Source organism: Mycobacterium sp. C31M (assembly GCF_053345865.1).
This window is the reverse complement of sequence record NZ_JBKFAX010000005.1, coordinates 1-19,428: the sequence shown is the minus strand read 5'-3', so window position 1 is coordinate 19,428 and position 19,428 is coordinate 1. Positions and strand designations below refer to the sequence as shown.

16 protein-coding genes are annotated in these 19,428 nt (G+C 67.8%); 2 read left to right on the top strand and 14 right to left on the bottom strand.

Annotation, left to right across the window (positions count from 1 at the left end; genetic code table 11):
• Window positions 1–88: 88 nt before the first annotated feature.
• The 8 genes from pyrF to ACLBYA_RS09250 form a co-directional block, all read right to left on the bottom strand.
• Window positions 89–889, bottom strand: coding sequence for an orotidine-5'-phosphate decarboxylase (pyrF, locus tag ACLBYA_RS09285; protein WP_447709102.1), 801 nt, complete (start codon window positions 887–889; stop codon window positions 89–91).
• The gene (gene carB, locus ACLBYA_RS09280; protein WP_447709101.1) at window positions 886–4,239 is read right to left on the bottom strand and encodes a carbamoyl-phosphate synthase large subunit; all 3,354 of its coding nucleotides are present in this window, start codon (window positions 4,237–4,239) and stop codon (window positions 886–888) included. Before carB ends, pyrF begins: the two co-directional genes overlap by 4 nt.
• Window positions 4,239–5,429 (bottom strand): glutamine-hydrolyzing carbamoyl-phosphate synthase small subunit, encoded by a 1,191-nt coding sequence (gene carA, locus ACLBYA_RS09275; RefSeq protein ID WP_447709100.1) that lies wholly within the window; start codon window positions 5,427–5,429, stop codon window positions 4,239–4,241. The genes carB and carA overlap by 1 nt, the downstream gene beginning before the upstream one ends.
• Window positions 5,408–5,908 carry a PH-like domain-containing protein gene (locus tag ACLBYA_RS09270; RefSeq protein WP_447709099.1) on the bottom strand — a complete coding sequence of 167 codons (501 nt, stop codon included), beginning with the start codon at window positions 5,906–5,908 and terminating at the stop codon, window positions 5,408–5,410. Before ACLBYA_RS09270 ends, carA begins: the two co-directional genes overlap by 22 nt.
• The gene (locus tag ACLBYA_RS09265; protein ID WP_447709098.1) at window positions 5,905–7,191 is read right to left on the bottom strand and encodes a dihydroorotase; all 1,287 of its coding nucleotides are present in this window, start codon (window positions 7,189–7,191) and stop codon (window positions 5,905–5,907) included. Before ACLBYA_RS09265 ends, ACLBYA_RS09270 begins: the two co-directional genes overlap by 4 nt.
• Window positions 7,188–8,171, bottom strand: coding sequence for an aspartate carbamoyltransferase catalytic subunit (locus ACLBYA_RS09260; RefSeq protein WP_447709097.1), 984 nt, complete (start codon window positions 8,169–8,171; stop codon window positions 7,188–7,190). Before ACLBYA_RS09260 ends, ACLBYA_RS09265 begins: the two co-directional genes overlap by 4 nt.
• Window positions 8,168–8,755 (bottom strand): bifunctional pyr operon transcriptional regulator/uracil phosphoribosyltransferase PyrR, encoded by a 588-nt coding sequence (gene pyrR, locus ACLBYA_RS09255; RefSeq protein ID WP_447709096.1) that lies wholly within the window; start codon window positions 8,753–8,755, stop codon window positions 8,168–8,170. Before pyrR ends, ACLBYA_RS09260 begins: the two co-directional genes overlap by 4 nt.
• Window positions 8,756–8,820: 65 nt before the next feature.
• Window positions 8,821–10,101, bottom strand: coding sequence for an MFS transporter (locus ACLBYA_RS09250; protein WP_447709410.1), 1,281 nt, complete (start codon window positions 10,099–10,101; stop codon window positions 8,821–8,823).
• Window positions 10,102–10,158: 57 nt separating this feature from the next.
• Here ACLBYA_RS09250 and ACLBYA_RS09245 point away from each other — a divergent pair, with 57 nt between their 5' ends.
• Complete coding sequence (locus ACLBYA_RS09245) at window positions 10,159–11,358, top strand: serine hydrolase domain-containing protein (protein ID WP_447709095.1); 1,200 nt, start codon at window positions 10,159–10,161, stop codon at window positions 11,356–11,358.
• Here the strand turns inward: ACLBYA_RS09245 and ACLBYA_RS09240 are convergent.
• The 6 genes from ACLBYA_RS09240 to ACLBYA_RS09215 form a co-directional block, all read right to left on the bottom strand.
• Entirely contained in the window at window positions 11,355–14,027 is a 2,673-nt protein-coding gene (locus tag ACLBYA_RS09240) for a fumarate reductase/succinate dehydrogenase flavoprotein subunit (RefSeq protein ID WP_447709094.1), read from the bottom strand. The two genes, ACLBYA_RS09245 and ACLBYA_RS09240, sit on opposite strands and share 4 nt — an antisense overlap.
• A complete protein-coding gene (locus ACLBYA_RS09235) occupies window positions 14,024–14,764 on the bottom strand; it encodes an ABC transporter ATP-binding protein (protein ID WP_447709093.1) in 741 nt (246 codons plus the stop codon). The genes ACLBYA_RS09240 and ACLBYA_RS09235 overlap by 4 nt, the downstream gene beginning before the upstream one ends.
• On the bottom strand, window positions 14,761–15,603 hold the full coding sequence (locus tag ACLBYA_RS09230; RefSeq protein WP_447709092.1) for an ABC transporter permease: 843 nt from the start codon (window positions 15,601–15,603) through the stop codon (window positions 14,761–14,763). Before ACLBYA_RS09230 ends, ACLBYA_RS09235 begins: the two co-directional genes overlap by 4 nt.
• Window positions 15,600–16,925 (bottom strand): ABC transporter substrate-binding protein, encoded by a 1,326-nt coding sequence (locus ACLBYA_RS09225; RefSeq protein ID WP_447709409.1) that lies wholly within the window; start codon window positions 16,923–16,925, stop codon window positions 15,600–15,602. The genes ACLBYA_RS09230 and ACLBYA_RS09225 overlap by 4 nt, the downstream gene beginning before the upstream one ends.
• Before the next feature lie 68 nt (window positions 16,926–16,993).
• The gene (locus tag ACLBYA_RS09220; RefSeq protein WP_447709091.1) at window positions 16,994–17,221 is read right to left on the bottom strand and encodes a 4Fe-4S dicluster domain-containing protein; all 228 of its coding nucleotides are present in this window, start codon (window positions 17,219–17,221) and stop codon (window positions 16,994–16,996) included.
• Between the two features lie 9 nt (window positions 17,222–17,230).
• Complete coding sequence (locus ACLBYA_RS09215) at window positions 17,231–17,971, bottom strand: GntR family transcriptional regulator (protein WP_447709090.1); 741 nt, start codon at window positions 17,969–17,971, stop codon at window positions 17,231–17,233.
• Window positions 17,972–18,195: 224 nt separating this feature from the next.
• On the opposite strand from ACLBYA_RS09215, the gene ACLBYA_RS09210 reads away from it, so the two are divergent.
• Window positions 18,196–19,275, top strand: coding sequence for an alpha/beta hydrolase fold domain-containing protein (locus ACLBYA_RS09210; protein ID WP_447709089.1), 1,080 nt, complete (start codon window positions 18,196–18,198; stop codon window positions 19,273–19,275).
• Window positions 19,276–19,428 lie beyond the last annotated feature (153 nt).

The following is a 19,428-nucleotide window of genomic DNA, read 5'->3' as shown; positions in this document are numbered from 1 at the left end:
TGGTGACAGACCCTCGATCGGCCGGATTCGGGCCCCAGCAGCGCCCTGGAAGGCACGCGCGCCGCACCCGGCGACGCCCGTGACCGCTCTAGGCCAGATAGCCGACCTGGTCGGCCAGCACCCGCACCGCTGCCCGCAGGGCGGCGACATCGGGACCGGCGCGCAGGATCTCCCGCGACACCGCGGGCAGCACCCGCCGTCCGAGTCGGCCCAGATCCTCCGGTCGGCCGCCCTGGGCGCCGACACCGGGTGCCAGCACCGGGCCGCCCAGGACACTCAGATCCGGCGGGTCGGCCAGCGTCGCGCCGACGACCACACCCACCGAACCCGTTGCAGCGCTTCGGTTTTCCTCGGCGACGGCGTCGATGATGGATTGCGCCACCGTGCGCTCGCCGACGGTGGCGCGCTGTAGGCCTGCGCCCTCGGGATTTGAGGTGGCCGCCAGTACGAACACGCCCCTGCCGTGCGCGGCCGCGACATCGAGCAGTGGGCGTAGCGATTCGAAACCGAGATACGGCGAGGCGGTGACGGCATCGGCGGCCAGCGGCGAGTCACCGGCCCAGGCCTGCGCATAGGCGGCCATCGTCGAGCCGATATCGCCGCGCTTGGCATCGGCGAGTACCAGCACCCCGGCCGATCGTAGGGCCGCCATGGTGCGCTCCAGCACCGCGAACCCGGCCGACCCGTACGCCTCGTAGAACGCCACCTGGGGTTTGACGATCGCAACGTCGGCGAAGGCCTGCACGCAGATATCGCTGAAGGCGCGCAGTCCATCGACGTCGGCGCCCAGTCCCCAGGCGGTGAGCAGCTCGGGATGCGGATCGATACCCGGGCACAGCGGACCCCGCGCCGCGACGGCCTCGGCCAGCCGCACCCCGAACGGGCTCACTTGTCGGCCAGCTGGCTGTGCAGCTCTTGTAGGGACCGCACGCCGATATCACCGCGGATGCCGGCCTCGATGCCCTGCACGGCCGCCGAGGCGCCCTGGACCGTCGTGACGCACGGGATGTTCACCGACACCGCGGCCGAGCGGATCTCGTACCCGTCGATACGCGGCCCGGAGTTGCCGTACGGGGTGTTGATCACCATGTCGACCTCGCCGGCACGGATGACGTCGACTGCGGACAGCGCGGGCCGGTCACCGCTGGCCTCCTCGAAATGCTTGCGCACCACATCGCACGGAATACCGTTGCGGCGCAGCATTTCCGCTGTGCCCTCGGTGGCCAGCACCCGGAACCCGAGATCGGCCAACCGCTTCACCGGGAACACCAGCGAGCGCTTGTCCCGGTTGGCCACCGAAACGAACACCGTGCCGCGAGCGGGTAGCGAACCGTAGGCGGCGGTCTGGCTCTTGGCGAACGCGGTACCGAAATCGCGATCGATGCCCATCACCTCACCGGTAGACTTCATCTCCGGGCCCAGCAGCGAATCCACCTGCGAGCCATCGGCCTTGCGGAACCGATGGAACGGCAGCACGGCCTCCTTCACGGCGATCGGCGCGTGCGGGGCGACCGTCGCGCCGTCACCGGTGCGGGCCAGCACGCCTTCGGCACGAAGTTGGGCGATGGTGGCGCCCAGCATGACCCGCGCGCAGGCCTTGGCCAGCGGTACCGCGGTGGCCTTGGACACGAACGGCACCGTACGGCTGGCGCGCGGGTTGGCCTCCAGCACGTAGAGCACATCGTCCTTCAGCGCGTACTGCACGTTGAGCAGGCCGACGACCCCGATTCCGCGGGCGATCGCCTCGGTGGCGTGGCGCACCTTCTCGATATCGGTGCGGCCTAAGGTCACCGGCGGCAGCGCACACGCCGAGTCACCGGAGTGGATACCGGCCTCCTCGATGTGCTCCATCACGCCGCCGATGTAGACCTCGGCACCGTCGCACAGCGCGTCGACGTCGATCTCGATGGCGTCCTCCAGGAACCGGTCCACCAGCACCGGGTGTTCCGGGGACAGTTCGGTGGCCCGGGTGATGTAGCCCTGCAGGGTGTCTTCGTCGTAGACGATCTCCATCCCGCGCCCACCGAGCACATAGGACGGGCGCACCAGGACGGGGTAGCCGATATCGGCGGCGATCCGGCGGGCCTGCTCGAAACTGGTCGCGGTGCCGAACCGGGGTGCCGGCAGGCCGGCATCGACCAGCACCTCACCGAACAGGCCGCGGTCCTCGGCCAGATCGATGGCCTCGGGCCTGGTACCGACGATCGGCACCCCGGCCTTCTCCAGTCGTTCGGCCAGGCTCAGCGGGGTCTGCCCGCCGAGCTGCACTATGACGCCGACGACACCCGGTCCCGTGCCGTCCCCGCCCAAACCTGAGGCCTGTTCGGCGTGGTAGACCTCCAGGACATCCTCGAAGGTCAGCGGTTCGAAGTACAGCCGGTCGGCGGTGTCGTAGTCGGTGGACACCGTCTCGGGGTTGCAGTTGACCATCACGGTCTCGAACCCGGCCGCGCTCAGCGTGGTCGCGGCATGCACGCAGCTGTAGTCGAACTCGATGCCCTGACCGATGCGGTTCGGGCCGGATCCCAGGATCAGCACCTTGGGCTTCTCGGTCTGCGGCGCGACCTCGGTCTCGGCCGCCGGATCGAGTTCGTAGCTGCTGTAGTGGTACGGCGTGCGGGCCTCGAACTCGGCCGCGCAGGTGTCCACCGTCTTGTACACCGGGCGGATGCCGAGACGTTCACGCAGCGCGCGGACCCCGGCCTCACCGGCCAGTTCCGGCCGCAGCGCGGCGATCTGGCGATCCGACAGCCCGCTGTGCTTCGCCCGGCGCAGTAGCCACTCGTCCAGCACCGGCGCTTCGACGAGTTCGGTGCGCAGCGCCACCAGGGTGTTGATCTGGTCGACGAACCACGGGTCGACCCCGGAGGCCTCGGCGACCTGCTCGACGGTGCCGCCGATGCGCAGCGCCTGCTCGATGTCGTACATCCGGCCATCGGTCGCGGTGCGCAGGTCGGTCAGCAGTTCGTCGAGGGTGGCGTCACGGTCCGGCCCGGTCCAGAAACCGGCCTTCTTGTTCTCCAGCGAGCGCATCACCTTGCCGAGCGCCTCGATGAAGTTGCGGCCCAACGACATCGCCTCGCCCACCGATTTCATGGTGGTGGTCAGCGTCGGATCGGCACCGGGGAACTTCTCGAAGGCGAACCGCGGCGCCTTGACCACGACATAGTCCAGGGTCGGCTCGAAACAGGCCGGGGTCTCCTTGGTGATGTCGTTGACGATCTCGTCCAGGGTGTAGCCGATGGCCAGCTTGGCGGCAATCTTGGCGATCGGGAAGCCGGTGGCCTTGGACGCCAGCGCGCTGGAGCGGGACACGCGGGGGTTCATCTCGATGACGATGAGCCGGCCGTCCTTGGGGTTGATCGCGAACTGGATGTTGCAGCCGCCGGTGTCGACGCCGACCTCACGCAGGATCGCAATCCCGAGATCACGCATGGTCTGGTACTCGCGGTCGGTCAGCGTCATCGCCGGGGCGACGGTCACCGAGTCACCGGTGTGCACACCCATCGGGTCGAAGTTCTCGATCGAGCACACCACCACCACGTTGTCGTGATGGTCGCGCATGAGCTCGAGCTCGTACTCCTTCCACCCGTAGATGGATTCCTCGATCAGCACGTTCGCGGACGGGGAAGCCGCGAGCCCGTCGCCGGCCATCCGTTCGACGTCCTCGGCCGAGTACGCCATGCCCGAGCCCAGCCCGCCCATGGTGAAACTCGGCCGCACCACCACCGGCAGGCCCAGATCAGCGACGGTCTCGCGGACCTCGTCCATGGTGAAACACACCGCGCTGCGGGCCGATTCGCCACCCACCTTGGCGACGATGTCCTTGAACTTCTGCCGATCCTCGCCGCGCTGGATGGCGTCGAAGTCCGCACCGATCATCTCGACGCCGTAGCGCTCCAGGATGCCGCCGTTGTGCAGGGCGACCGCGGTGTTCAGAGCGGTCTGCCCGCCGAGGGTGGCCAGCACGGCGTCGATCTTGTTACCACGCTCGGCCTGCTGGGCGAAGATCTTCTCGACAAAATCGGCGGTGATCGGCTCGACGTAGGTGTGGTCGGCGTACTCCGGGTCGGTCATGATGGTGGCCGGGTTGGAGTTGATCAGGCTGACCTCCAGGCCCTCGGCGCGCAACACGCGGCAGGCCTGGGTGCCCGAGTAGTCGAACTCGCAGGCCTGGCCGATGACGATCGGGCCGGACCCGATCACCAGCACGTGCTTGAGGTCGGAACGACGTGGCATTACTTCTCCCCCGACTTGCGGCTGTCCAGAAGGTCGATGAACTGGTCGAACAGGTACTCCGCATCGCGCGGCCCGGCGGCGGCCTCCGGGTGGTACTGCACCGAGAAGGCGCTGCCGTCGATGAGTTTGATGCCCTCGACGGTGCCGTCGTTGGCGCAGGTGTGGCTGACCATCGCCCGGCCGAATGGGGTGTCGAACTCCTCACCGGCCTCACCATCGAGCGCGAAACCATGGTTCTGCGCGGTGATCGCGACATTGCGGGTGGCGTGGTCGATCACCGGGATGTTGATGCCGCGGTGTCCGAAGGTCATCTTGTAGGTGTTACGGCCGAGCGCCCGGCCCAGGATCTGATTGCCGAAGCAGATGCCGAACAACGGAATCCCCGCACCGAGCACCTCGCGGGTCACCTCGACGATGTGATCGGCGGTGGCCGGGTCACCGGGTCCGTTGGAGAGGAAGACGCCGTCGGGCTTGAGCTCGGCGATCTCGGCGAAGCTGACCGCCGCGGGCAGCACGTGACTGCGGATACCGCGCTTGGCGAAGTTGCGTGGGGTGTTGGTCTTGATACCGAGGTCGATCGCGGCGACGGTGAAGCGCTGCGCGCCAACCGGATCCACGGTGTAGCGCGCGCCGGTCGACACCTCACCGGCCAGGTCGGCGCCCAGCATCGAGGGCTGATTTTGCACCCGGTCCACCAGCGTCGCAGTGTCGGCGAGCGCGTCGCCGGAGAACACCCCGGCCTTCATCGACCCGACGGTGCGCAGATGCCGCACCACGGCGCGGGTGTCGATTCCGGCGATCCCGACGATGCCCTGGCGGACCAGTTCGTCGTCCAGGGTGCCGGTGGCGCGCCAGTTCGAGGCCCGCGGTGAGGCGTCGCGGACGGCGTAACCGGCGACCCAGATCTTGTCGCCGCGGCTCTCGCCGTCCTCGCCGTTCCAGCCGGTGTTGCCGATCTGCGGCGCGGTGGCCACCACGATCTGCCGGTGGTAGCTCGGGTCGGTCAGCGTCTCCTGGTAACCGGACATCCCGGTCGAGAACACCGCCTCGCCCAGCGTCTGTCCGATCGCGCCGAAGGCGACGCCGGTGAACACCCGGCCGTCCTCCAGCACCAGGAGAGCTTTCTCGACTGCCCTGATGCGCGATCCGCTGCGCTTCTCGCTGGAAGTCACACGTCCTCCTTGACCCATTTTTTCGTTTCTGTCCGGTCGTCGGCGCGGAAACCGGTGTCGATCTCGGTGCCCGACGGAAGTTTCCAGCGGATGGCGACAATGCCCTCGTGTGTCAGTGCCTTGCCGGCGATCGCCCGCTCACCGCGTACCGCCACGATGGATTCGTCGGGAATCCAGATCGGGCCGGTTCCGCTGCGCTGCAGCATGATTCCCTCCGGATAGCGGGTGAGCACCGCCTTCGCGCGGAAGCCCAGCGCCGCCGCGGCGACCTTGTCGTTCCAGTGCGGGGCAATGGTGCTGCCGACGTAGAGGCCCTTGGTGGGCCCGGTCAGCACCGGCCCGACGGTATCGGGCAGCGGTGGCAGGTTGCCGATCAGTTCGGCCTGCCGCGCCATCCTGGCCTTCCAGCCGGTCAGCAACCGGCGGATGAAGAAGCCGATGAGCAGGGCAATGACGGCCGCCAGCACCAGCGACCCGATCAGAGTTCCTTCGTTCATTGGACCGGACTCACCCCGTCACGCGCAGTCACCTTGCCGCGCAACATCGTCAACGTCACCTTCGCCGGCAGCGTCATCGACTCGAACGGGGTGTTGTCCGACCGGCTGGCCAGCGTCGAACCGGTGACAGTCCACGTGGTGTCGGGATTCACGACGGTCAGGTTGGCCGGCTCCCCGACCTCCAACGGGCGGCCCTGATCGGGCAGCCCGACGATGGCCGCCGGGGCCTCGCTCATCACCCGCGCGACTCCGCGCCAGTCCAGCAGACCTGTTTCGACCATCGTCTGCACCACCACCGACAGCGCGGTCTCCAAGCCCAGCATGCCGGGGCGCGCGTTGGCGAACTCGCAGCACTTCTCCTGTGCGGCATGCGGAGCGTGATCGGTGGCCACACAGTCGATGACACCGTCGGCCAGCGCGCGGCGCAGCACATCGACATCGGAGGCCTCACGCAACGGCGGGTTGACCCGGTTACGGCCGTCGTAGCTCTCCAGCACGCTGTCGTCGAGCAGCAGGTGATGCGGGGTCACCTCGGCGGTGATCGAGACACCTTGGCCCTTGGCCCATTTCAGCAGTTGCACGGTACCCGCGGTGGAGGCGTGGCAGATGTGTACCCGGGCGCCGGCATCGCGGGCCAGGATCGCATCACGCGCCACGATGGCCTCCTCGGCCGACCGCGGCCAGCCGGCCAGCCCCAGCTTGGCGGCGTTGGGGCCCTCGTGCGCGACGGCCCCGACGGTCAGTCGCGGCTCCTCGGCGTGCTGGGCGATCAACACCCCGAGCCCGCTGGCGTACTCCAGCGCGCGCCGCATGATCAGCGGATCGTGCACGCAGATACCGTCATCGGAAAACATCCGGACCTGGCCTGCACCGGCGGCCATCAGGCCCATCTCGGTGAGCTGTTTGCCCTCCAGTCCGACGGTCACCGCACCGACCGGGTGCACGTCGACCAGGCCGACCTGCTGTCCGCGGTGCCAGACATGATCGGTGACGACCGGGCTGTCGGCCACCGGATCGGTGTTGGCCATCGCGAACACCGCGGTGTAGCCGCCCAGAGCTGCTGCCGCGGAGCCGGTTTCGATGTCTTCGGCGTACTCGCGACCGGGCTCACGCAGGTGGGTGTGCAGGTCCACGAAGCCCGGTAGCAGGATCTGCCCGGTCGCATCGATCACGGTGTCGGCGGACAGCCCGGCGCCGATCTGCGCGATCTGCCCGTCGGCGATCAGCACGTCGACCGCGTCGCCTTCGCCGTACAGTCGGACACCCTTGATCAATACCGTCATGCGACCACCTCTGCCCCGGCTCCCACCAGCAGGTGGAACAGCACCGCCATCCGAACATGCACACCATTGGAAACCTGTTGCAGCACCGCCGATTGCGAGGAATCCGCCACCGAGTACGCGATCTCCATACCGCGCAGCATCGGCCCGGGATGCAGCACCACCGCATGGTCGGCGAGCTGGGCCTGACGCTTCTCGGACAGCCCGTAGAGGACCGAGTACTCCCGCGCCGACGGGAAGAACCCGCCGTTCATGCGTTCGGCCTGCACCCGCAGCATCAGCACCGCGTCGGCCGCGGGCAGTTCGCCGTCCAGATCATGCGAGACGGCCACCGGCCAGCCCTTGACCCCGACCGGCAACAGGGTGGGCGGGGCGACCAGCACCACCTCGGCACCCAGGGTCGCCAGCAGTTCTACGTTGGAGCGGGCGACCCGGCTGTGCAGGACGTCGCCGACGATGACGACCCGGCGACCCTCGATCGACCCGAGCCGCTGGCGCAGCGTCAGCGCGTCCAGCAGCGCCTGGGTCGGGTGCTCGTGCATCCCGTCGCCGGCGTTGATCACACTGGGGCCGCCGGAACTCCCCCCGAGTCGCTGCGCTCCTGCCCCCGAGGAACCCTCATCGGCGGTCCATTCGGCAAGTTGTTGCGGCGCACCGGATGCCGGGTGCCGGATGATGAGCGCGTCGGCACCGGCGGCGCGCAACGTCAGCGCGGTGTCACGCAGCGACTCCCCCTTGGCCACCGAGGAGCCCGAGGCGCTGACGTTGATGACATCGGCGCTCATCCACTTGCCTGCAACCTCGAACGACACCCGGGTGCGGGTGGAGTTCTCGTAGAACATCGTGATGATGGTGCGCCCGCGCAGGGTGGGCAGCTTCTTGACCTCGCGGCCCAGCAGCGCCTCGGCAAACCGGTCCGCATCGTCGAGGATGGCGGTGGCCTCGTCACGAGACAGGTCAGCAGCGGTGAGAAGGTGTTTCACCTGGTGGGTCCTCCGTAGGGTGCGATCCGCACACTGTCCTCACCGTCGGGTTCCTGCAGACGCACCTTGACGTTCTCCGCGCGTGAGGTGGGCACGTTCTTGCCGACGTAGTCGGCCCGGATGGGAAGTTCGCGGTGGCCGCGGTCGACCAGCACCGCGAGTTGCACGATGCGCGGCCGCCCGATATCGCGCAGCGCGTCCAGCGCCGAGCGCACTGACCGCCCGGAATAGAGCACATCGTCGACCAGGATGACCAGCGCGCCGTCGATGCCACCCGACGGGATGGAGGTCGACTCCAGGGGTCGCGGTGGTTTGAAGTTGAGATCGTCGCGATACAGCGTGATGTCCATCGCACCATGCGGCAGCGCGATCCCGGAGAACTCCTCGACCTTCTCGGCCAGCCGCGCGGCCAGCGTCACACCGCGGGTCGGGATACCGAGCAGCACGACCCGCGGCGCATCGGCTGCGTCCAGCGCGGTCTTCTCGATGATCTGGTGCGCGATGCGCGATATCGTCCGGCTCACATCAGCGGCGGACATCAATTCCCGGTCGGGGGACGGCGAAGTCGGCGTACCCACAGTCAACCTGGACCTCCTTCTCCGCCTCTCGGGACGGATCGTTAAAGGACGTCGAACTGCCGGAGAGCCTATCAGGCGGGTGCGGCGGCCTGCGCACGCAGCGACGTCCCCTTGGTCTCCGGCAGCGCCCAGGTGGACACCGCGCTCACGGCGACGAACACCGCCATCATCAGGCCCACCGCCCAGGGGCCGAAATCCTCGACCAGCAGCCCGGCGACCAGCGGTGGCAACGCCCCGCCGACGATCCCGGCCAGATTGAATGCCAGGCCCGCCCCCGTATAGCGGTACCGGGTGGCGAAGGTCTCAGGCAGGAAGGAGGCGATCGGTCCGTAGGCGAAACCGAACGTGCAGAAGGTGCCGCCGATGGCGAGTGCGAACAGCAGCGGGGACCCGGTATCGATCAACGGCATGACCACAAAGGACCACGGCAACGCCACCGCGAACCCGGTCAGGATGATGCGTCGCCGCCCGTACCGGTCACACAGGATGGCCGATATCGCGGTCGTGCTCATCAGCGCGACACCCGCCAGGACCCCGACACCCAGGATGAGCCCGCGCGAGTGCCCGATCTGCGCGCTGGCGTAACTCATCAGGTAGGTGCCGCCGAGAAAACTCATGGTGAAGATCCCGACCATGGCGCCGGCAGCGAGCAGCACCTGACGCCACTGCAGCCGGAGCAACTCGGTGAGCGGGGCACGCGGAACATGGCCACGGTCACGCTCGTCCCGGAACACCGGGGTCTCCTCGATGCTCAATCGGATGAACAGCGCGACGATCACCAGGATCCCGCTGAACAGGAATGGCACCCGCCAGCCCCAGTCCGGGAACACATCGCTGTGCTCACCGATCGTGACCGCGACGACGAAGAACACCAGATTGCTGGCCGCCAACCCTGCACCGGCCCCGAGTTGGGTGAACATGCCGTACCGGCCGCGTTGCTCCGCGGGTGCGTACTCGGCCGACAGCAGCGCCGAGCCGGCCCATTCGCCGCCGACGGCGAACCCCTGGCACAAGCGCAGGCACAGCAGCAGGATCGGCGCCGCAATCCCGACGGTCGCCGCACTGGGCACCAGCCCCACCCCTACCGTCGAGATGCCCATGATGAGCAGGGTGGCCACCAGGGTCTTCTTGCGGCCCAGCCGATCTCCGAAATGACCGAACACCGCGGCGCCGATGGGCCGGGAGAAGAACGCGGCGGCGAACGTCGCCAGCGACGAGACCGTGGCCATCGTCGGCCCCATGTTCGGGAAGAACACGTGCGGGAAGACGAGCGCCGCGGCGGTCCCGTAGATGTAGAAGTCGTAGAACTCGATGGCGGTGCCGACAAAACTCGCGAAGGCGACCTTGCGCATACGGCTCGTCACCGCCGAAGTATGCGCGCTCGGTGGCGCAGGTTAACGTCACAGGTGATGAATCTCGACAACAACCGTGCCTCGATATCGGAAGCCATCGACGCCGGACTGCTCGCGGGGGCCGTCACCCTGGTCTGGCACGCCGGCAAGGTGGTGCAGGTCAACGAACTCGGGCATCGCGATGTTGACGCCGGCCTGCCCATGCAACGCGACACCCTGTTCCGGATCGCGTCGATGACCAAACCCGTCACCGTCGCTGCGGCGATGTCGCTGCTCGAGGAGGGGCGCTTGCGCCTCGACGATCCGGTGGCGCAGTGGCTTCCCGAGCTGTCCGGGCTGCGGGTGCTCATCGAGCCCGGCGGTGCGCTCGACGACACGACCGGCCTGCGCCGCCACATCACCTTCGACGACCTGATGACCCACCGCGCCGGGTTCGCCTACCCGTTCTCGATCACCGGGCCACTGGCCAAGAGTTATGGCCGGTTGTCGTTTCGGCAGAACGAGCAGCGCTGGTTGAGTGAGCTGACCCAGCTGCCACTGCAGCATCAGCCCGGGGCGCGGATCACCTACAGCCACGGCACCGATGTGCTGGGCATCGCGATCTCCCGGATCGCCGGTAAACCGTTGCACGAGCTCCTGTCGGAACGCATCTTCGAACCACTGGGTATGTCGGACACCGGTTTTGCGCTCACGCTGACCCAGCGGCGACGGATGGCCACGATGTACGCGCTCAATAACGAAAAGCTGCGCGATGATGTGATGGGTCCGCCTGCCCTGACCCCGCCGGAGTTCTGCGCCGGCGGTGCGGGCCTGATCTCGAGCGCCGATGACTATCTGAAATTCGCCCGCATGCTGCTCGGCGGCGGCGCGGTCGACGGGGTCCGGGTGCTGTCCCCTGAGTCGGTGCAGCTGATGCGCACCGACCGGCTGACCGACGAGCAGAAGAGCCATAACTTCCTGGGTGTGCCGTTCTGGCTGGGCCGTGGTTTCGGGCTGTCCATGTCGGTGGTCACCGATCCGGTGCAGTCCGAGCGGTTCTTCGGCCCCGGCGGACTGGGCACCTTCGGCTGGCCCGGTGCCTTCGGTACCTGGTGGCAGGCGGATCCGGCCAACGATGTCATCGTGCTGTACCTCATCCAGAACTACCCGGACCTGACCGCCGATGTCGCGGCGGTGGCCGGAAACACCTCGCTGGCGAAACTCCGGATGGCACAGCCGAAGTTCGTCCGCCGCACCTATCAGGGCCTGGGGCTCTAGACGGGATCCAGGGCGCGCCGGGCGTAGGCCCGCACATCGGCATCGGCATCCTTCAACGCCAATCCCAGCGCGTCGCGGGCGGCCGTCTCGGACACCGCCCAGCGGGTCAGGCTGAGCACCGCGGCCTTGCGCACATCCAGGTGTGCATCGGCCAGTGCCCGCGACAGCGACGGGACCGCCAGCGGCGCGGACACCCCGGACAGCGCGCGTGCCGCGCCGACGCGTACCTGCCAGGCCGGTTCGGCCAGCGCCCGCTCGATGGTCGGCACATCGGCGTCGGCGCCGCCGAGTGCCCCCAACGCGGCCAGCGCCGCCGCGCGCACAAGTGGGTCCCGGTCCACCAGCAGAGTCCGGACGGTGTCCTCCCCGGAGCCCAAGGTGGCCAGTGCGTTGGCCACGGCGATGCGCACCTCGCGGCTGTCGTCATCGGCCACCGCCGCCACACCGTCGACATCATCGACCGATACCAGGGCGCGCACCGCCTCGATCCGCACCCGCTGATCGGCATCGACCACCGCCCGCCGGAAATCGGCCGACGTCCCGGCACCGCGTGCGCTGAGCACGTACACCGTTGCCGCCCGGACCACCGGATCCCCCGAGTGCAGATGTCCGGTGATCGCGCCGGGTTCCGGCAGCACCTCGACCAGCTCACGCACCGAGTCGGCGGCTTGTTGGCGCACCTGTGCGTCGGCATCCCCGAGCGCTGCCAGCAGAGCTGGTGAGTACCCGTCGGGCAGGTTCTCCACCAATGTCGCGACGGCGGTGCGCCGCACGCCCGGATCCTCGTCGGCCAGGTGACCGGCCAGGTCCGCGAGCGTCGGTTCCTGCAGCGCCAGCACCGCGGCGATCCGCGGTGACGGTGGCCGGGTCACCGGGTCGGGTACCCGCGACACCACCGTCGCCGGTGCCCGTCCGCCGAACAGCTCCGGCTGCTCCACCGTCACGACCGGCGCGTCGGAGGGCACGTGATCGAGCCCGGGCACCGGGACCAGATACGGCGCGACCGGGCGCTTGAGGAACTCCATCTCCCCGCCGGCGTTCTTGCGCAGGTTCAGGTGGAATCCCCACTCCTGATCATCGCGCAGCGGCACATCGGCGCGATCGTGATAGAGCCCCCAGCGGGATTCGGTGCGGGTCAGCGACGAACGCGACGCCATCTCGGCGCAGTCCCGGATGAACGACACCTCGACGGCGCGCATCAGCTCATGCGGGGTGCGGGCGCCGATCCCGGCCACCTCGTCGCGCATCCGCTCGAAGGTCTGTACCGCGATGGACAGCTTGGCGGCCGTCTTCGGCGGCGCCACATAGTCGTTGACAAAGCGGCGCAGTTTGTACTCGACCTGGGGCTGCGGTGGCCCGTCGGGGTGGCGCAGCGGGCGATAGATCAGCTCGTGAGCGGCGGCCAGCTGATCCTGCGGAAGCTGCTGCGGCAGTTCGACATCGGACAATGTGGAGGCGGCATGCTCACCGGCCAGATCACCGTAGACGAACGCGCCGATCATGTAGTTGTGTGGCACGCAGGCCAGATCCCCCGCCGCGTACAGGCCCGGCACGGTGGTGCGGGCATGTTCGTCGACCCACACTCCGGATGCCGAATGCCCACTGCACAAGCCGATCTCAGAGATGTGCATCTCGATGTCATGGGTGCGGTAATCCTGGCCGCGGTTGGCGTGGAAGGTGCCGCGGGTGGGCCGTTCGGTGGTGTGCAGGATGTTCTCCAGCGCGGTCAACGTCTCGTCCGGCAGATGCGACACCTTGAGATAGATCGGTCCGCGGGCGGATTCGATCTCGCTGTGCACCTCCGACATCATCTGCCCCGACCAGTAATCGGAGTCGACGAACCGTTCCCCGGCGGCGTTGACCTGATAGCCGCCGAACGGGTTAGCCACATAGGCGCAGGCCGGGCCGTTGTAGTCCTTGATCAACGGATTGACCTGGAAGCATTCGATACCCGACAGTTCGGCGCCGGCATGGTAGGCCATCGAGTAGCCGTCACCCGCGTTCGTCGGGTTCTCGTAGGTGCCGTACAGATAACCCGAGGCCGGCAGCCCGAGGCGGCCACACGGTCCGGTCGCCAGGATGACGGCCTTGGCGGCGACGGCGACGAACTCGCCGGTGCGGGTGTTCAGCGCCGCCGCGCCCACCGCGTGGCCGTTTTCGGTGAGCACACGGACCGGCATGAGCCGGTTCTCGATCTGGATCTTCTCGCGCATCGACCGTTGCCGCATCACGCGGTAGAGCGCCTTCTTGACGTCCTTTCCCTCGGGCATCGGCAGCACATAGGACCCGGACCGGTGCACCCGGCGCACGGCGTACTCGCCGTGCTCGTCCTTCTCGAACTTGACGCCGTAGCGCTCGAGGCGCTGCACCATCGCAAAGCCCCGGGTCGCGGTCTGATAGACGGTGCGCTGGTTGACGATTCCGTCGTTGGCGCGGGTGATCTCGGCGACGTAATCCTCGGGTTCGGCCTTACCGGGAATGACGGCGTTGTTCACCCCGTCCATCCCCATGGCCAGCGCGCCGGAGTGCCGCACGTGCGCCTTCTCCAGCAGCAGCACCCGGGCGCCGTTCTCGGCAGCGGTCAGCGCGGCCATGGTGCCCGCGGTGCCACCGCCGATCACCAGCACGTCGCATTCCAAACGAAGGGTGTCGTCGAGTTCAGGAATCATGAATTGTCCAATGCGTCAAGGAGTTCGGTGCGCAAGGCGCTTCGGTCCGGGCCCTCGGTGCGGGGCTGCGGTACGTCCAGCAGCAGTCGCAGTGTGCCGCCGCCGAGCACCGCGACCCGGTCGCCCAGTTTGAGTGCCTCATCGACATCGTGGGTGACGAAGACGATGGTCGTCGGATGTGCCCGCCAGGTGTCGATGAGCAACCGCTGCATGGCGGCGCGGGTCTGGGCGTCCAGCGCCCCGAACGGCTCGTCCATCATGACCGCTCGCGGCGCTCCGGCCAGCCCGCGGGCCAGCTGCACGCGCTGGCGCATCCCGCCGGACAGACTCTTGGGCAGATAGTCGCCGTAGCCGGTCAGATTGACCTCGTCGATCCAGCGTTCGGCGCGGGCCCGGCGACCGGCCCGCGGTTCACCGCGTAACCGCAGTGCCAGTTCGATATTGGAGCGCACCGTCCGCCAGGGCAGCAATGCACTGTCCTGGAACACCATTCCGCGGTCCCGGGAAGTGCCGGCGACCACGTCGCCGTCGGCCAGCACCCGGCCCGCGTCGGGGACCAGCAGACCGGCCAGTGCCCGTAACACGGTGGATTTGCCGCATCCCGACGGCCCGGTGAGCACCAGGATCTCGCCGGGCCGCACCGTCAGGTCCAGCCCTCGGACCACGGGAGTTCCGGTGTAGGACAACGTGACATCTTCGATTTCCAGGCGCATGCCGGTCGCCACCGTGGCGGTCATCGGGTGCTCTGTTCACCGCGCGGCAGCCAGCCGGTGGCGCGGCGGCCGATCAGTTCGATGGCCGCGGCGGTACCGAAGCCGAGCACACCGATGGTGATGATGCCGACGAACACGCCCGGATAGTCCAACACCGTGTACGCCTGCCAGGTGCGGTATCCGACGCCGAGGCGACCGGAGATCATCTCCGCCGAGATCACACAGATCCAGGCCACCCCCATGCCGACCGACAGGCCGCCGAAAAGTCCGGGCAGGATGCCGGGCAGCACGACCTGACGCAGCACGTCGAGCCGGCCGCCGCCCAGGGTGCGCACCGAGTCCTCCCAGATGGTCGGCAGCGCTCGCACCGCATGGCGGGTGCTGACCATGATCGGGAAAAACGCTGCCAGGAACGTGATCGAGACGATGCCGGCCTCATCCGACGGGAACAGCAGGATGGCGACCGGGACCACCGCGATGGCCGGGATGGGTCGCACCAGTTCGGTGAGTGGCCCGAAGATGTCTGCGAACAGTCGGGAGCGTCCGAGCAGGATGCCGGTGATCACCCCCAGCAGAGCCGCGATCCCGAAGCCGGTGAGGATCCGGATCAACGACTGACCCAGGTCCAGCCAGTACTCACCGGTGCCGACCTTGGTGGCCAGCGCGGCGGCGATCTCGGTGACGGTGGGTAACGTGTCGAATCGCAGCCAGAACCGGACACCGCTGGTCGTCAGCACTTCCCACAGTCCGATCGCCGCGACCACCGACGCGATGCGCAGCAGCCGGCGCCGCCATACGCCGGCGGGCCGGGGTGCGCGGGTGGGTGCCGGTGCCGTCTGCGGTGGATCCAGCAGCGCGGTCATTGCACACCCACCAGCGCTTCGCGATACTCGACGATCGTGCTGCCCGGGTGTCCGGCGAGATGGCGCTGGGCGCCCGCCTCGGTGGCAAACGGTAGGTACGTCGCACCGTCGGAAACCCAGACGGCCTTGTCGGCGAACCACCGGGTACCGAACTCGGTGTCCGGGACGTACGCCGCGCGCACCGTGGCACCACCGGCCTCGGCATCACGCACGGCCCGCAGCAGGTCATCGGGAGTTGCTGCCGTCTCGGTGCCGTCGGAGCCCTGCAACCACAGCTCGCCGCCGGCGGGTGCGCTGGAGGCGGCCAGCGCGGCGTCGTAGTCCTGCCCGCGTTCGGCGAAAGCGCGGCGTAACGGTTCGTCGTTGACGAACCCGGGGACGTCGAGGTCGGCGAAGTCGCCGATCGATTTCAGGTAGGGCACATCGCCTTTGAGCGCCTTCACCAGTGACGGTTTGAGAGTGGTGTCGAAGGAGGTGCCACCGGGTCCGTTGTAGAGGTAGACGACTTCCTGCGGCAGCCCGCTGCCCTCGGCGACGATCCGGGAGGCCTCCAGCGGTTCGGTGTTGAGGAACTCGGTGGCGTCGAGCTGGGCCTGCAGGAAGGCGTCGAGCACCTCCGGGTTACGGGCTGCGTAGTCCCGGCGCACCACCACACCGTGCAAGGTCGGGTAATCCAACTGGGCGCCGTCGTAGAGCAGCCGCGCCTTGTCCTGGAACACCAGCAGCCCCGGCCAAGCCACGAATTGCGAAAGTGCCTGTACCTGACCCGATTCCAATGCCGATGCGCCCACCTGAGGTTGCTGGTTGAGCACCTCGACGCCGGTGTTGGGGTCGATACCGGCCTCGGACAGGGCGCGTACCAGGGTGCCGTGTCCGGCCGAGCCGACGCTGGCCGAGACCTTCTGACCGGCCAGATCGGTGAGTGTGCGGGTCGGTGAGTCGGGCGCGACCACCACCATGTTCAACGCACCCTTGGGGTGATAACCGGTGACCGAGACGATATCGGTGCGGGCTCGCTCGTTGCCCTGGGTCTTGGATCCGTTGATCAGCATGGGGTAATCCCCCATCGAGCCGATGTCGATCTTCTCGGCCACCATCTGCGCGGTGATCGGCGCGCCGGTGTCGTAGTCCTGCCAGGTGACGTTGTACTTCTTGCCTGTCTCGGTTCCGGCGTCGGCCAGCCGCTGTTCGAGGAATCCCTTGGCGCGCAGCAGAGTTCCCGCGGTGACGGTGTTGATGGTCTTCGATTGGTAACCGATGACGACGTTGACCACGTCATCGGAGGTGGCCGTCGAGTCCAGCGAGCAAGCGCCGGTCGACATGGTCAGGGCAGCAAGCAGCGCAACGAGTGGTTTCTTCACGAAGTGGGCCTTTGTCCGGGTGCAGCGAATCAGCGGATGAGGAAGGGCATGTTGACGGTGACTGCGCCGGTGGGACAGCGGGCGGCACACGGTCCGCAGTACCAGCATTCGTCGACATGCATGAAGGCCTTCCCGTTGTCCGGGTTGATGGCCAGTGAATCCAGCGGACAGATCTCGACACACAACGTGCAGCCCGCGATGCACAGCGACTCGTCGATGGTCACCGGGACGTCGACGCGGTTGTTCACGAGGGTCATCAGCTACTCCTACTGAGTTCGGAAAAGATTGCCGCGCATGGTGATCCGGTCACCACGCATACGGATGTATTCGAGGTCGACGGGACGGCCGTCACCGAGGCTGGTGAGGCGTTCCAGCATCAACAGGGCCGCACCGTCGGGTACCTGCAGGGTGGCGGCCGAATGCGGGTCGGCCGCGATGGCCTCCAGCGCCAGCGCCGCCGACCCCAGGCGCTGCCCGCTGACCTGCTCTATCAGGGTGAAGACATCGTTGGTCTCCAGTGGGTGCGCGATCACCTGTTCGCCGATATCGGGTGCCAGGTAGGTCAGGTCCAGGGACAACGGCAGGTCGCCCAGGTATCGCAACCGCTCGATATAGACGACCCGACTGCCGGGGTCGACCTCGAGCTTGCGGGCCACCGCGGGCGGTGCCGCCATGGTCAACACCGCGCGGACCTCGTTGCGAACCTCGCCGTAATCCTTGAAGGTCTCCTTCAGCCCGACCAACGCGTCCAGGCCGTGGTCGAGCTTGCGGACCGCGACGTGGGTACCGACCCGGGTGCCGCGGTCGATCAACCCTTCGCCCTTCAATACGGTCAGTGCCTCCCGGATGGTGTTGCGTGATACCGAGAATTCGGCGGCCAGGTCGGCCTCGCTGGGCAGCCCGTCCGGGTAGTCACCGGCATGGATCTGTTGCCGCAACAGGTCCGCGACCGGACGGGCCTGATCGGCCCGCAATCGGCGGATCGGTGAGGGTTCGGGAGCCGGCACCAACTCACCGTAGAACCGATCTGCGCACCGCCGGATCGCCGAGCCGACCCGGCGCCCACGCACGTCTCGATTACGCCGCCCACCCGGCCGAGGTACCAGCCGCAAAGCCGTCGCACTGTGGTATTACGCCACCGCGTCGGCGGCACACGGCATTCGGATCGTGATGAAGGAAAGTCCAGCCCACCATCTGGATGATGGTAGGTAAGCGATGTGGAAGGACAGCGATGACGGGTGCACGACGGATGTTTCTCAAGGGCGGTGTCGTCATGCTGGCCGGCCTGGCCGGTGCCGCCGCCTGTGCCGCACCACAACCCGATACCGGGCTGCCCGCCCTGGAACGCCATGTTCGTGAGCACTACACCGTCTATCCCGATATCGCCTACGCCGCCTCGGCCGGGCGGGGCCACCTGCTCGACGTGTACCTGCCCCGCAACTCCTCCGGGCCGGTCCCGGTGGTGATCTTCCAGATGGGTTCGGCATTCGGCAACGACGACACCAAGGGCAATCCGCTGGCCGACGGCGACGGCCAAGCGGTCCACGAGCCGGCACAGCGGGGCGGCATGATCGACGCCCCCAAGGTGGCCGCGCAGTTGGTGCCACACGGGTACGCGGTCGTCGGGCTGAATGTCCGCAGCAGCGATCAGGTTCGGTTCCCGGGCCAGGTGCACGATGTGAAGGCCGCCATTCGTTATCTGCGGGCCAACGCTGCGACCTTCGGCATCGACCCGGACCGGTTCGCGACGATGGGCAACAGCAGCGGCGGGTGGGTGGCCACCATGGCTGCAATGACCTCCGGTGTCGCCGAGTTGGAGGGCGATCTGGGCAACCCGGACCAGTCCAGCGCGGTCAGCGCCGTCGTCGATTTCTACGGCCCGACCGATTTCCTTCAGATGGACGCCCACCGGCTGCCCGATGGGCAGGTGCACGACACCCCGGACTCGCCGGAGTCGCTGCTGATGGGGTTCGCCATTCAACAGGATCCGGCTGCGGTCGAAAAGGCCAATCCCGCAACGTATGTGGCCGCCGACAGTCCGCCCGCCTTCATCGTGCACGGCACCGGCGATCCGCTGGTGCCGGCCAACCAGTCCGAGATCCTGTTCGATGCGTACGTCGCGCACAACGGGACCGCGATGCTGGCGCTGCTTCCCGGGGCCGGCCACACCGATGATTTTCTGTACGACCCCGACTACTCCCCCGGCCGGGTGGTCCAACACACGCACGCCGGCGTGACGAGAAACGACACCGAGCCGGCACCCACCTTCGAGGCCGTGTTGGATTTCCTGGATACCCACCTGCGCAGCTGATCCCGTCATTGCTCGTCGTCTTCCTCGGGCGGTTCTTCTTGTCCGCCAAGAAATTTCCCGAGGAGTTCTTCGGGGTGGAAGTGGTGGTTGATGGTGTCTTGTCCGGTGTCCATGAGTGGTGGTGGGTACCAGTGGGTGCGGCCGGTGGTGGGG